This window comes from Buttiauxella sp. BIGb0552, from assembly GCF_004366275.1.
Taxonomy (GTDB): Bacteria; Pseudomonadota; Gammaproteobacteria; order Enterobacterales; family Enterobacteriaceae; genus Buttiauxella; species Buttiauxella gaviniae.
In genome coordinates this window covers 150,187-163,442 of record NZ_SODY01000006.1, presented here as the reverse complement: position 1 = coordinate 163,442, position 13,256 = coordinate 150,187, and the positions used below count along the sequence as shown (strand labels likewise).

General features: G+C 46.8%; 14 protein-coding genes. 7 read left to right on the top strand and 7 right to left on the bottom strand.

Translation table 11 applies throughout. The annotated features are described in order from the left end of the window. Positions 1–157: 157 nt before the first annotated feature. Complete coding sequence (gene yghU, locus EDF88_RS17865) at positions 158–1,024, top strand: glutathione-dependent disulfide-bond oxidoreductase (RefSeq protein ID WP_134186189.1); 867 nt, start codon at positions 158–160, stop codon at positions 1,022–1,024. A gap of 130 nt (positions 1,025–1,154) precedes the next feature. Continuing rightward, a complete protein-coding gene (locus EDF88_RS17860; protein ID WP_157092071.1) occupies positions 1,155–1,571 on the top strand; it encodes a hypothetical protein in 417 nt (138 codons plus the stop codon). Positions 1,572–1,673: 102 nt separating this feature from the next. On the opposite strand, the gene EDF88_RS17855 is transcribed toward EDF88_RS17860, so the two are convergent. Next, positions 1,674–2,075, bottom strand: coding sequence for a Spy/CpxP family protein refolding chaperone (locus EDF88_RS17855; RefSeq protein ID WP_064515541.1), 402 nt, complete (start codon positions 2,073–2,075; stop codon positions 1,674–1,676). A 324-nt stretch (positions 2,076–2,399) separates the two neighbouring features. Between EDF88_RS17855 and EDF88_RS17850 the strand changes: the two genes are divergently transcribed. Next, positions 2,400–2,783: a hypothetical protein gene (locus EDF88_RS17850; protein ID WP_134186187.1), complete on the top strand. Its 384-nt coding sequence runs from the start codon at positions 2,400–2,402 to the stop codon at positions 2,781–2,783. Between the two features lie 341 nt (positions 2,784–3,124). Here the strand turns inward: EDF88_RS17850 and EDF88_RS17845 are convergent, their stop codons facing one another. Then, positions 3,125–3,667, bottom strand: a complete 543-nt coding sequence (locus EDF88_RS17845) for a YfaZ family outer membrane protein (protein WP_134186185.1) — start codon at positions 3,665–3,667, stop codon at positions 3,125–3,127. Positions 3,668–3,845: 178 nt separating this feature from the next. Beyond that, positions 3,846–4,475, bottom strand: a complete 630-nt coding sequence (locus EDF88_RS17840; protein ID WP_134186183.1) for a helix-turn-helix domain-containing protein — start codon at positions 4,473–4,475, stop codon at positions 3,846–3,848. 323 nt (positions 4,476–4,798) lie between these two features. On the opposite strand from EDF88_RS17840, the gene EDF88_RS17835 reads away from it, so the two are divergent. From EDF88_RS17835 to EDF88_RS17820, 4 genes are all read left to right on the top strand, one after another. After that, positions 4,799–5,128 carry a DUF3302 domain-containing protein gene (locus EDF88_RS17835; protein WP_064515530.1) on the top strand — a complete coding sequence of 110 codons (330 nt, stop codon included), beginning with the start codon at positions 4,799–4,801 and terminating at the stop codon, positions 5,126–5,128. Between the two features lie 16 nt (positions 5,129–5,144). Further along, the gene (locus EDF88_RS17830) at positions 5,145–6,284 is read left to right on the top strand and encodes an HlyD family secretion protein (RefSeq protein ID WP_064515528.1); all 1,140 of its coding nucleotides are present in this window, start codon (positions 5,145–5,147) and stop codon (positions 6,282–6,284) included. 26 nt (positions 6,285–6,310) lie between these two features. After that, on the top strand, positions 6,311–7,222 hold the full coding sequence (locus tag EDF88_RS17825) for a DMT family transporter (RefSeq protein WP_064515526.1): 912 nt from the start codon (positions 6,311–6,313) through the stop codon (positions 7,220–7,222). Between the two features lie 78 nt (positions 7,223–7,300). Further along, positions 7,301–8,266 carry a sensor domain-containing diguanylate cyclase gene (locus tag EDF88_RS17820; protein ID WP_134186181.1) on the top strand — a complete coding sequence of 322 codons (966 nt, stop codon included), beginning with the start codon at positions 7,301–7,303 and terminating at the stop codon, positions 8,264–8,266. On the opposite strand, the gene yghX is transcribed toward EDF88_RS17820, so the two are convergent. From yghX to EDF88_RS17800, 4 genes are all read right to left on the bottom strand, one after another. After that, positions 8,263–9,150 carry a YghX family hydrolase gene (yghX, locus tag EDF88_RS17815; protein WP_134186179.1) on the bottom strand — a complete coding sequence of 296 codons (888 nt, stop codon included), beginning with the start codon at positions 9,148–9,150 and terminating at the stop codon, positions 8,263–8,265. The two genes, EDF88_RS17820 and yghX, sit on opposite strands and share 4 nt — an antisense overlap. Positions 9,151–9,215: 65 nt before the next feature. Then, a complete protein-coding gene (locus EDF88_RS17810; protein WP_134186428.1) occupies positions 9,216–10,106 on the bottom strand; it encodes a DMT family transporter in 891 nt (296 codons plus the stop codon). A gap of 162 nt (positions 10,107–10,268) precedes the next feature. Continuing rightward, a complete protein-coding gene (gene gadC / locus EDF88_RS17805) occupies positions 10,269–11,789 on the bottom strand; it encodes a glutamate:gamma-aminobutyrate antiporter (protein WP_134186177.1) in 1,521 nt (506 codons plus the stop codon). A gap of 64 nt (positions 11,790–11,853) precedes the next feature. Then, positions 11,854–13,251 carry a glutamate decarboxylase gene (locus EDF88_RS17800; RefSeq protein WP_208326155.1) on the bottom strand — a complete coding sequence of 466 codons (1,398 nt, stop codon included), beginning with the start codon at positions 13,249–13,251 and terminating at the stop codon, positions 11,854–11,856. Positions 13,252–13,256 lie beyond the last annotated feature (5 nt).

The window sequence follows — 13,256 nt, the reverse complement described above, 5'->3', positions numbered from 1 at the left end:
TTGTATCATTTGGTTCATATTGCAAATTTATAGTTAATTTATTGTTACCCCAGATCACACCTCAGAAAGTTAAAAAAAATAGCGGGCGATTACCGAACAAAACAAAGTGGGGTTACACTTTTCAATCTCTCACTGGCAATTAAAAGGCAGACACAACATGTCAGATAATAACTATCAGCCGCCAAAAGTTTGGACTTGGCAAAAAGGCGAAGGCGGCACCTTTGCTAACATCAATCGTCCGATAGCGGGCCCAACTCACGAACGCACGCTGCCAATTGGCAGGCATCCCTTGCAGCTTTATTCACTTGGCACACCGAACGGGCAGAAGGTGACTATCCTGCTTGAGGAGTTGCTAGCTCTGGGTGTAAGCGAAGCTGAATACGATGCGCATCTGATTCGTATAGGTGAAGGAGATCAGTTCTCAAGCGGCTTTGTAGACGTGAACCCGAATTCAAAAATCCCGGCGCTCATGGACCATTCGGTAACACCACCGATTCGTGTGTTTGAATCCGGTGCAATCTTGCTGTATTTGGCGGAGAAATTCGGCCATTTCCTGCCTAAAGATCTTGCCGCACGCACTGAGACCTTGAACTGGCTGTTCTGGTTACAGGGCTCAGCGCCATATCTCGGTGGTGGCTTCGGTCATTTCTATAATTACGCACCAATGAAAATTGAGTACGCAATTAACCGCTTTGCCATGGAAACCAAGCGCCAGTTAGACGTGCTCGACAGGCAGCTGGCGACACATCGTTTTATTTCAGGTGATGAATATACGATTGCAGATATCGCTATTTGGCCGTGGTACGGCAGCCTGGCAAAAGGTGGGCTGTACAGCGCGGCTGAATTCCTCGACCTCGCTTCGTACAAAAACTTCATACGCTGGGCCGATGAAGTAGCAAGCCGCCCGGCGGTTAAACGTGGACGCATCGTAAACCGCACCTTCGGTGAGCCGTCTGAGCAGTTGCACGAACGCCACGATGCGTCGGACTTTGATTTACGTACCGAAGATAAGCTGGCGAAGTAAACACAGTTGTACTCAACTACGCCCCGCATACTGAAAGTTGCAGTACGCGGGGCGTAAAAATTTAAAATTAAACAAACTATGGGTGGTTTAAGCCTAACCGTTGCAGGTAACTTGCCGTCTGAATTATTCAGTGAGCAAACTGCAAGGAAATATCGTGTTAAAAAAATTCGTACTCGTATTCACTTTCGTTATTGCCGGGTGTGCCAATCCAGGTGATGAGGCGGTCGAAGCCCTAAATACCCTCGAATTCCATCCCGGCACGATGTCTCCAGCGATTAATAGCACCCCGGAAGAATTGCAAACATTGCATACTTCTAATAAGGAGGTGATTACCCGTCTCACTACAGAAATAAAAGCGGCACGGGTCGATAACCTCAGAAGTGTAGATGTTTTTGATAATCGCTATGGTATTGATAATGTTTTCCAGGCGCTGACTCGGCTAGAACAATTCGATGAGCTGAATAACACTTATTTAAAAGATCAAAACAAAGATGGATTAGTACAGATTGGCAAAGCCTTAAAGCCAATAAAAGAAAAAACATCCTGAGCCAACTAAAATTGGTGGATGTCGCTTACGCTAGTCCACCTACCAACGACTTACTGAAGCTCGGATAAGCGATGCTCCATCCGACTCTCGTTCACTCAATAATCAGTAAAGTTGCTTCTCAATCAGCATTTGCTGTAACTGCTTTTTTTGTTCCGTGGTTAACACCTGGCTGACATTAAACAGGTACTTTGCTCGCTGGTAGCGCACCTTACTCTGAATATCACCGATGGCATTAAGTTGTTTCTTCGCTGCGCTATCATCCCAGACGCCAGAATGGAACATATCAACAATCGCATCTTGTGTTAAAGCATCGGTATTAATTTTGGCAATCTCTTTTTGCGAATCTTCGCGCAGGGCTTTTACCTTCTGCGTTTGCTCTGGTGAGAAATTTAATTGCTTCGCCAATGAATCCTGCGGCAGCGTTTCTGTAGCAGAAGATGCAACAGCCATTCCTGAAAAAGCCAGTACCGTAATCAATGTGGCAATTTTAAATACTTTCTTCATTCTATACCCTTAAACATAGTGTGTATTAATAGCATCTGAACGCCCACATTATTAACGCAGTATCAACGTCATTAGAAATCATTAGTTATTTATTTTTAAACAAACCAATTAATTGTATTCGAAAGTTTATTATTATAATAAAGGTTATATGTCACATGGAGTATCTAATGCTTATCACACAGATTATAACTTTGTTCTTATTCATATTTTTGCAATGGATTATTGTCAAACGTACCGGACTGAAACCCTGGGTTTCAATTTTATTATTGCTTCCATTAGTCAATTTGTTCGTATACTTTTATATCGCAACTGCACGCTGGCCAAATGAAAAAAACCAAAAATGTCCAGATTGAATCAAGTGAAGAACCACATCGCAAAGATAAACAGAACCGTCAAGGTTGGCTGGCAGGGTTATTTTCATTGCTGTACACTATATTCACGGTGATATTTAATGAATACAGTAATTATTTTGAATTGAAATACCTACAAACTCCTGTTGAGTTTTTAGTTATTGCACTACTCACCTATCTTATCTTTATAAAAAGCAAAATTGGTGCAGTACTTATGGTTATTTACTTCGCCACACACAAGATAATATTATTAATTTCTGGAGTTTATTTCTCAGTAAGTAATATCATTATCGATGTTGTTTTGTTTTACTGCTATGTTACTGCGGCTCGCGAAATTAATTTTATATACAAAACATAGGATAAAGCCACACTATGTTGCCATAGTGTGGCTGCTGAGCACTAACTATTTGATTATTACTTACATAGCCTACATCCTTATTGGCTACAAACAGCATAGAACCATTTCCCTCAGTACTCAATTATCTTTTTATTTAAAAATAAATGCTGCATTATGGATAAAAAAATACCCGCCGGACAGGCGGGCACATTGTATTGTGCGCAATAAAGCGCACAAACAACATTAAAAAATATCTAATCACTCGGGATTGATAATATCAATGAGACTTGATGCATCAACAAAATAATTTTAATGTGCAATTTGTTATCGGGCAATTGTCTTCGCATATAAAAATAAATTGATCAGAAGTTGAAATTAACCGCAGCATAGCCCCCATCGGCTAAGATGTTATCGCTATGACCATCTTTTCCCTGCATACCCACATAGCGATATCCACCTTCAACTGACAGCGTTGGGTTAACTTTCCAGCGAATACCTGCGTTCGCTTCCCCATACTGCTCAACACCACTGGAGAGCGAATCAGGCGAATAATATGCGTCACCAAACAGACTAAAATGATCACCAAGTGGAAGTTGCGCGCCACCGCCAACGGCTACGGCATAACCTTCATCACCATCACTCCGATTGAGGTACAGTGTTTTCCCACCCAATGTCACCAAAACAGAGCCAAGCGGTATATTCCAGCCCATTCCCAGACTGGCAATATCACCATCATTATCGTTGTGCGCCCAGTTACCACTGAAGGTAAAACCCGGTTCGCTTGCACCAAAACTCATTCCAAGATTAGTCCAATCGGAACCAGCCTCACCGTGAAATGCCACCGCATTAGCATTCGTTACTGCAAAGGTGTTGAATACGATTAACGCAATAAGAGTCTTTTTCATCATAATCCTTGAAATCACTGCAGAGAGATAACTCTATGGTTTTGATATTTCAGGGATGGATGGTATTCAGACTCCCTGGGAGAGGGAATTTGATTTTTGTTTAATTTTAAATAAAATAAGATGGGGCGAAAATTATTTCGCCAGTGCTTTTAGTTATTAGCCAAAATGTAAACCTGCCTCAGAATTTTTCCGGCAAGTTGATCACTGCCAGTAAATATCCACCTCGTTTAATATCGATGTACCCACCATTTTTTAGTGCAAACATCACATTCAAAATACTGCTACGCGATAAAAGAGTTCTTTCCTGAATGTAATCAAGAATGGAAGTTCTCAACCGCGAATCTTCAGGCAGGCGGCTCATTTCAATAAGATGGCCTCGAATGATGGAATAGGTGCGTTGCTGCACCACCACAGAATCGCGATAGAAAAGATGAGTAGTATAATAAGCAAGTAACACCGCAATATCTTTCCACATTCCTTCCTGAGTAATGATTTCATGGGCAAGGCTGGCATCAAGACGCAGCATGCTGCATTCAGTTTCTACACGTAAAATATGGCTGCGTAACGGCTGGATGCTTTCTGCAATACCAAACAGATTCTGGCCAGAAACCGTGGCGATAACCAGGCCATCAGTGGCCCGCAAGACAGAGATCTCGCCTTGCTTGAAGATATAAAATTGCGGGATCTCTTTATATTCCCAGTTTATCCGTTTACGGGGAATCACCTCCATCGGTGTTCCGTGGGGTTCGAGGATGGCAATCAGACGCTGGATAGCTGATTCCGGGCGGGTTGGAGGAGAGATAGTCATTATTTTTCCTGAAATTACTCACGGTATGCACAGGTTCCTTGAAGTATATACCACGCCAAAGATCTCGCTGGGTGCGCTACAGTGCGATGTTTGGCTTATAGATACAACCGTGTTTATTAAAACTAAAACAATATTCAGCAACATTCTTACAACTATTTCCATGATGCAAAGAATTGTAATTTTCAAGCTTTCCTCTTGCACACTATTATGGCTTTGTGCAATTGAATATTTATCCTCCATTTATTTTTAAACAAAATAAAAGTGGAGCCATACACGCCTTATCTTTAGTGTCTCCAGACATTTTCTCACGGGGGCACCCATCTATGTTTCTCGATTACTTTGCCTTAGGCGCACTTATTTTCGTGGCACTGACGCTCTTTTATGGCGTTATTGTTGTCCACGACATCCCCTATGAAATAGCAGTGCATCGTAACCATCCGCATCAAGATGCTATTCATGCTGCAGGATGGGTAAGTCTATTTACTTTGCATGTTTTATGGCCGTTCCTGTGGATCTGGGCGATGTTATATCGTGAAGACAGAGGCTGGGGGTTTGCCGTCAAAAATAATGAAATGGAAATGCTACGTGAAAGGTTACTCCGGCTGGAATCCCAGCATGAGAAAAACCAAAGCAAGTCATCAGTAACCGACTAATTGAGCAGGATTCATTGTGGATTTATTACTTATTCTTACTTATACCGCCATTTGCTTCGGTATATTTAAATTCTTTAAAATTCCGTTAAATAAATGGAGTGTGCCTACTGCTGTATTGGGTGGCATTATTCTTATTGGCTCGTTGTTATTATTAATGAATTATAACCATCCATATACCGAACGAGCCCAGATGGTTACCGTTACGTTACCCATCATCCCAGAAGTGCAAGGCGTCGTGGTAGAAGTGACCGCCAAAGCCAATAAGAAACTGAAAAAAGGGGATTTCCTATTTCGAGTTGACCCCACTGCCTATGAAGCCAAAGTCGAAGCAATAAAAGGTGAGATAGAAAGCGCCCAGCAAAACGTAGAGATGCTCAAAGCACGCCTTGCTTCCGAAAATGCCGATATTGCACAGGCGAAAGCTGAGCGTGATTTAGCCTTGAAAGATGCAGACCGTTACCGCAACGGCAGCCGGGACAAACTGAAAAGCCCGTTTACAGATCAAGAAGTGGTTCGCGCGCAGCAGACGTATCTGGCCGCGCAGGCACAGTGGCGATCTTCCCTCTCAAAGAGAGATCAAACAGCGGCACAGCTTGATGCCATGATAAACGGTGAAAACGCCACGGTTTACCGGCTGAAAGCAAACCTCAAAGAAGCAGAGTACTTCCTTGCAAAAACCGTGGTTCGCGCGCCGAGCGATGGCTACGCGACACAGCTTTTCCTGAAACCCGGTATGTTCGTGCGCCCGTTGCCGCTGCGCCCAGTGATGGTGTTCGTTCCGGATCAAAAAACCAGTGTTTATGCCGTATTCCGCCAAAACTCCGCCCTACGCTTAGTCGCAGGTGACCAGGCCGAAGTGGTATTTAATGGCCTGCCCGGCAGTGTCGTGCAAGGGACTGTGAAGCAAATCCTCCCCGCGATCGCTAACAGCAGCTATCAGGCGCAAGGCCATCTACAAGGCTTGAGCCTTGACCCGAAACTCGACGGTATCTATGCAGAAATTGAGCTGAAAAACGTTGCCGATGTTCAAAGGCTACCCGCAGGAACCATGGGCCAGGTCGCAGTGTATTCCGGTTATTTCGAGCACGTTTCCATTATTCGTAAAATCCTGCTGCGTATGACCAGCTGGATGCACTATCTCTATATTGATCATTAATTTAAGGTAAAAAAGGGAGCCGCCCCATGCAGAAAACAAAAATGTTTATTCTTTTCGCCATCGTTATTCTGACGTGGGGAACAACCTGGCTTGCCATGAAGTTTGCGTTGGTCAGCATGCCGCCGATATTTGCCACCGGGCTGCGCTTCTTAAGCGCAGCACCCTTGCTGCTATGGCTGTTGCACGTTACGCGGTCATCATTGTTATTTCCGCCAGGGCACCGGTTCTTCCAGTTCTGCGTGTTCCTATTTTGTTTCTGCCTGCCCTTTACGCTGGTGATTTACGGCGAGCAATACGTTAACGCCAGCACTGCGGCGATAATCTTCGCCGGAATGCCCGTCGCCGTGCTTCTGATTTCTATTGTGGTACTCAATGCCCCCACCAGCCTGTTGCAGCTGATGGGCGCAATGTTGGCAATGCTCTCCCTGTTTTGTCTGTTGCAGGAAGAGTCCAGAAACAGTCTCAGTAATAACTGGAAAGGCGCATTTGCTGTCGTGGCGGCAGTCACCATGCATGCTTATATGTATGTGCAATGCAAAAAGCGCAGTTGCCAGATTTCGCTTTTCACATTTAACGCCTTGCCTTGTCTGGCTGCGGGTTTACTGCTCACATTGACTGGCGCGGTAGTGGAAAGGCCGGAAATTGAAAACATCACCTGGTTGTCTTTTTCTTCGATTATTTACCTCGGCGTCGTGGCTAGCGTGTTCGGGATCTTGTGTTATTTCTCGCTGCAAAAACGCATTTCGACTTTTAACACCTCTTTGGTATTTATCTGCTTTCCCGTTATCGCGGTCATCCTGGAGTGTGTAGTGATGGGCAGCGTGTTTTCTCAAACATCGTGGATTCTGCTCGCGGGAATGTTATGCGGCGTGTTGCTGTCCGTCATTCCTGTAGAGAAAGAAAAAATGGCCACAACGACAAAACGTTTGTGGAATTAGCACGATTTTTTCATTGCCATATTTACAAGTAATTAATAGCTGTTAAGAATGGATATTATTTGCTCATAACTGTGGTCAATGTCAGAAGAGATACTCAGGCAGCAGATTCAGAACCTTAAAAAACACAATGCCCGACTCAAAAGAATTGCACACGACTCTCGCAATAAGCTCAGTGCAGCGCTGGACGGGACAGGCTTATGTTTATGGCAGCTCGATGTGCCAAGCGGCAAGTTGGTTATTTTCAACCGTCGCTGGGGTTCCATGCTGGGCTTTCAGCCCAAAGAACTTAGCGCTCATTTTGATGTGTGGCGTGAGCATCTGCATCCTGAAGATAAAGAGATGGTGCTGTCCGCGTTTTATAACCACCTCGAAGGTAAAGCGCCATTTTATGAAGCACTGCATCGCATGCAGGCGAAAAATGGCACCATCACATGGGTGCTGGATCGGGGCCGAGTGACCGAATGGAGTGATGACGGGAAACCGCTGAAAGTTACCGGCACCCACATTGATATGACCAAAGAAAAGCAGTACGAGCAGCAACTAGCAAAACTTGCCAATCACGACCCCCTCACAGGCCTTGCCAACCGCCACGCGCTTCAGGCGCAGTTCGATCTGCTAAAAAAATTGGGCCCACTTTCGATAGCGTTTATCGATCTCGATGACTTCAAAAATGTTAACGATACGCTGGGCCATCGCAGCGGTGATGAAGTGCTGTTGCAACTGAGCCAGCGCCTGCACGAATCCTGCCCACCAGAGGTCACCATTGGCCGCATTGGGGGAGATGAATTTATCCTGTTATTGCCCTGGTCGCTGGAACATCCCGAGATAAACCACATCGCCAGATGCTGTCTGGATGCCGCCATCACCCCGTTCGAATTAGGTAATGGCGCCGCCAAAGTAGGAGCATCTATTGGGGTGAATGAATCCTGGGTGGACGACACTTTTAATAATGCGGTGATTCGAGCCGATGAGTCGATGTACTTGATTAAACGCACCGGCAAAAATGGTATCGCGTTGGGTGCCAGGATTATTATTCAGTCTTAAACCAGGTATTTGTGGAACCAATCAATGGTTCTCGTCCATGCAAGTTCTGCCGCGGCTTTGTCGTAACGCGGAGTCGAATCGTTGTGAAAGCCATGATTCACGCCCGGATAGATATAACCTTCGTAGACTTTATTATTGGCTTTCAGAGAAGCTTCATAAGCAGGCCATCCCTCATTAATGCGCGAATCGAGCTCGCCATAATGAAGTAATAAAGGTGCTTTGATACGCGGTACATCTTCAGTTTTTGGCTGGCGACCATAGAACGGTACGGCGGCTGCTAATTCCGGGTAAGCGATCGCAGCGGCATTGGCTACTCCTCCGCCGTAACAAAAACCGGTGATCCCCACTTTTCCCGTGACCGAATCGTGATGCATCAAAAATTCTATCGCGGCAAAGAAATCATTCATCAGTTTGGTCGGATCGACCTGAGATTGTAGCTCACGGCCTTTTTCATCATTGCCAGGATAGCCGCCAACCGAACTTAATCCATCAGGAGCTAATGCAATAAAACCCGCTTTGGCAACACGTCGCGCCACATCTTCGATGTAAGGATTAAGCCCACGGTTTTCATGCACCACGACCACGCCCGGTACTTTGCCCACGGCTTTTGCCGGGCGCACCATGTAGCCTCTCACCTGGCCATGCCCTTGTGGACTTGGGTACTCAATGTATTCAGCGACAATATCTGGATCGGTAAACTCCACTTGCGTCGCGAAGGCATAGTTTGGGGTCAGCAATGTACCGAGCGCCACGGCCGAAAGGCCACCAACAACAAATTTCCCCGCCAGATCGAGAAACTCGCGTTTGCTGATTTTACCGTGTACATAAAAATCGAAGTATTCGAGTAATTCAGGAGGGAAATCTTTTGCGGTAAGTCTGGTCATTTGCAGGCCCTTTATCGGTAAAAGATAGATAAATAATGGCCTGCATTTAATGATTTTGCCTGGTTCTAATTCACCCGACTGCCACGTACCACGTTAACCCGCCAAATCCCGAAGCACACCAGCACAAGCGCCAGCGCATAACGCCACTCAAGAATGCTCTCTTGCAGGAAGATTGCCGACAATACCGCACCGGATACCGGGATCAGGAAGTTAAATGGTGCAATCATGCCCACACGGTTGTGTTTGAGCAGCAGGCTCCACAGTGCAAACGCCACGGATGATAACAGCGCCAGGTAACCCAGAATGGCCACCGACTCCCACCCATGAAACGCAAGCGTACCGCCGCAGGCATAGCCGCCAGCCGTCAGCACAAGGCCACCAATAGCCAGTTGCCAGCCGGTCATAATCGTCGCATCCATAGTTTGCGAAATACGCTTACCGTACAACGACGCGGCAGAAAGAATAAACGCCGCCAGCACCACGAAACCGTCGCCCATCAGGCTGAAGCTAAAGTCCATCAACTGGCTGTTGAAGTTGACCACCATCACACCGGCAAAACCGAGCACGCAACCCACCACCTTGTTGATGCTGAGCTTGTCGTTTTGGTAGATAAAATGCGCCAGTAACACGCTAAAGAAAGTACCGGTGGCATTCATAATTGAGCCTTTGACACCGGTGGTGTACGCAAGGCCAATATAGAAGAAAATGTATTGAATTGCGGTTTGTGTGACGCCTAGTACGGCTAGCTGGGAATACTGCTGGCGCGACATACGAGCAATTGGCTTACCCTGTAAAAATGCAAATGCCAGCAACAACAAGCCAGCAATCACAAAGCGGTATCCGGCAAAGACAATTTTGCCAGGCAGGTCGTCCGTCGCTATCTGAAATATTTCATAGCCGTTTTTAATTGCCGGGTAAGCACTACCCCATAACAGGCAACAAAAAGCAGCCCCCATCCATGCGATTTTCTTATTAGTAAACCGTGAAACGTTAATACTCACGCCTCTTCCCTTAACCAAAATTAAACTGTCGTTTCAGAATCGACCATTATCCTTCAATAAAGAAAAATAGCGATAGGGCCATCCACACTTTGCGTGGTGGATGGCACGACGTTTAATTTAAGGTTTAGGAAGATGTGAAGGACGCGCTTTCGGATGCACGGCAAAGTGCCCTTCTGGCGCATTATCGACTTTTACATGAACCAGGTCCGGTGCATGACTTTTAATGGTTTTATCGCGGAACAGATAGACGTTAAACGGCAGAATAAACACCAGTACAAAACAGACAATCAGCAGACCGCCATACACATCGTGGGCGTGGGCACCGGGTAGAGAACTTGGCGGAATAAATGACACAATAAACGCCAGCACCGACACCACCAACCCTGAACAGGCGATAGCCAGTTTCACCGGTTTCCCACCTGGAACCTGGAAGGCACGTTTTCTATCACGCTGTTTACGCACCAGTTGGATATACCCGAGGAACAACATCAGATAACTGCACAGATAAATAACTACGGTGAGTGACAGAGCCACGAGGAATGACATATTGCTACCGCCGCCAGTATTGGTCAGGACAATCAGCGCAATGGAAGTGATGATCAACTGAGAGATCACCAGTGCTACAGGTACGCCGTTTTTATTCACTTTGGCAAAACGCGCAGGCAGCAGACCTTGTCGTGCTGTGACTAACATGCCGCGAGAAGGGCCGACAATCCACGAAGCAATTTCGGCTAACACACCCAACATCAGCAATGCCGCAATGACACGCACCGCCCATTCAAAACCGGGGCCGTAATAACCAATCAGAGTACTAAATGCCTGCATCACCCCAGCGGAGAGGTTGATTTCATCATGCGGAATAACCGCCGCGACTGACAGACCGCCAATCGAGCTAAGTACAATGGCGGCAATCACCAACAGAATCATCGCCAGTGGGTAATCACGGGCCGGGTTGGTCATCTCATTGACGTGAGTCGCTGAAGCTTCAACGCCCATATAACTGAGCACAAATGCCACAAACACCACTAATGTGCCAATTTGTGAAAAATCAGGGAAGAAAGTCGCGGCCGACATTTCAATTGCCAGCGGTTGGCCGTTATACAACCAGGCGACTGCCAGCCCCACCAACACGATTGCCGGGAATAAAATCCCAAAGAAGAAACCCGCTTTAGCAATACGCGCGGTATAACGTGTACCTTTGAATTGTGTAAGTGCTAGGCCCCATAAAATTATCAGGGCTGCGATGGTTTTCACCAGCGGATCGGTATTTAGCGCAGGCCAGTTAAGGATGTATGAGAGCGCGCCGAGCACAAAATAGAGCATCGGAATAAAACCGATGGCGATTTGCAAATAGCTAAATGAAATCGCCGCAAACCCCCAGCGTTCACCAAGCGTATTGGAAACCCAGGCAAATAAACCGCCCTCTTCCCAGCCTTCAACGGTTGCCATTTCAGCAGCGCACAAACCAACGGGAATAAACCAGAAAACCCCGCCCATCAGCAGGAAGAAAATCAGGCTAAAACCGGAAGTGGCAAACGTAGGATATTCATAAACCGCCATCACCATCGAAGCGGTAATAGCGAAAAAGCCAAGCAAAGTTAGTGACCTTGCAGGGGCATTTGTCGTTGTGGTGGACATAAGTCTCTCCGCATCCGCAAGCAGATGCCTGCGGATGTTTTTGGTTAATTGATAAGAAAGTGTCTTATGCGTGGTTGAAGCCACCCGCTTCTTCGGCGGTCAGCGAATGCGTAACCGGATTTTTCTCCAACGCCTCAAGCGTGCGTTTCAGATCGGCAATCAGCAATTCAGCCAGGTCGGTACTCATCCCGTGACGGACCAGGATGCGCTGCACCACTAAGTCTTCACGATGAGTTGGCATGGAGTAAGCAGGCACCTGCCAGCCACGGCTACGTAAGCGGTCAGCCAGGTCATACAGAGTGTATCCATCATTCTGATGGTCAGTTTTCAGTGCCCAGGTCAGCGCCGGGATACCGTTCAGGTGGCTGCCATCAAAAATAATCTCGAATGGACCAATCGCGGCAATTTCTCGAGCCAGATACTGCGCAGTCTCGTAACAGGCCATGTGAATTTTGCGATAGCCTTCGCGGCCCAGGCGCAAGAAGTTGTAATACTGCGCGACAATTTGCCCACCAGGACGCGAGAAGTTCAGCGCAAAGGTCGGCATATTGCCGCCGAGGTAGTTAACGTTAAAGATAAGCTCCTCTGGCAGGTCCTGTTTTTCACGCCATACCACCCAACCGGCACCAAGTGGCGCAAGACCAAATTTGTGGCCAGATGCGTTAATGGATTTCACACGCGGTAGACGGAAGTCCCAATCGATTTCCGGCGCGCAGAACGGAGCAAGGAAACCACCGCTTGCGGCATCCACATGCATTGGAATATCCAGCCCGGTTTTCTCGAACAGATCATCGAGCGCATCGTGAATTTCCTTCACTGGCTCGTACTGGCAGGTGAAGGTAATACCCAAAGTCGGCACCACACCGATGGTGTTCTCATCGACATATTTCAGTGCTTCTTCCGCCGTCATCATCAGGCGATTACCTTCCAGTGGCACTTCGCGCAGCTCAACATCAAAGTAGCGGGCGAATTTGTGCCAGCAGATTTGTACCGGGCCACACACCATGTTTGGTTTATCAGTAGATTTTCCGGCCAGTTCACGGCGTTTGCGCCAGCGCCATTTCAGCGCCAGGCCACCAAGCATCGCGGCTTCAGAAGAACCGATGGTTGAGCAACCGAGCGTATCGGTGGCTGCTGGAGAATGCCAAAGGTCGGCGAGCATATTCACGCAGCGCTGTTCCAGTTCAGCAGTTTGCGGGTACTCGTCCTTATCAATCATGTTCTTATCGATGGAGAGATCCATTAACTGGCGAATCTCATCATCCACCCAGGTCTGGCAGAAGGTCGCCAGATTCTGGCGTGAATTGCCATCAAGCATCAGTTCGTCATGAATGGCATGAAAAACATTACGTGGATTGCTTTCTTGAACCGGGAATTGGGTTTTTGGCAGTGAAGTGGATAATTCTACAGATGCATAAACATCGTCATTTTCATTTTCAGCGGGTTGAATGAGCATAGTCATAATTA

Coding starts and splice junctions, on each gene's coding strand:
- EDF88_RS17810 (WP_134186428.1), bottom strand. CDS start 10,106: ATGGGGGCTGCTTTTTGTTGCCTGTTATGGGGTAGTGCTTACCCGGCA.
- gadC (WP_134186177.1), bottom strand. CDS start 11,789: ATGTCCACCACAACGACAAATGCCCCTGCAAGGTCACTAACTTTGCTT.
- EDF88_RS17825 (WP_064515526.1), top strand. CDS start 6,311: ATGCAGAAAACAAAAATGTTTATTCTTTTCGCCATCGTTATTCTGACG.
- EDF88_RS17850 (WP_134186187.1), top strand. CDS start 2,400: ATGAAAAAAACCAAAAATGTCCAGATTGAATCAAGTGAAGAACCACAT.
- EDF88_RS17840 (WP_134186183.1), bottom strand. CDS start 4,475: ATGACTATCTCTCCTCCAACCCGCCCGGAATCAGCTATCCAGCGTCTG.
- EDF88_RS17835 (WP_064515530.1), top strand. CDS start 4,799: ATGTTTCTCGATTACTTTGCCTTAGGCGCACTTATTTTCGTGGCACTG.
- EDF88_RS17820 (WP_134186181.1), top strand. CDS start 7,301: ATGTCAGAAGAGATACTCAGGCAGCAGATTCAGAACCTTAAAAAACAC.
- yghX (WP_134186179.1), bottom strand. CDS start 9,150: ATGACCAGACTTACCGCAAAAGATTTCCCTCCTGAATTACTCGAATAC.
- yghU (WP_134186189.1), top strand. CDS start 158: ATGTCAGATAATAACTATCAGCCGCCAAAAGTTTGGACTTGGCAAAAA.
- EDF88_RS17845 (WP_134186185.1), bottom strand. CDS start 3,667: ATGAAAAAGACTCTTATTGCGTTAATCGTATTCAACACCTTTGCAGTA.
- EDF88_RS17855 (WP_064515541.1), bottom strand. CDS start 2,075: ATGAAGAAAGTATTTAAAATTGCCACATTGATTACGGTACTGGCTTTT.
- EDF88_RS17800 (WP_208326155.1), bottom strand. CDS start 13,251: ATGACTATGCTCATTCAACCCGCTGAAAATGAAAATGACGATGTTTAT.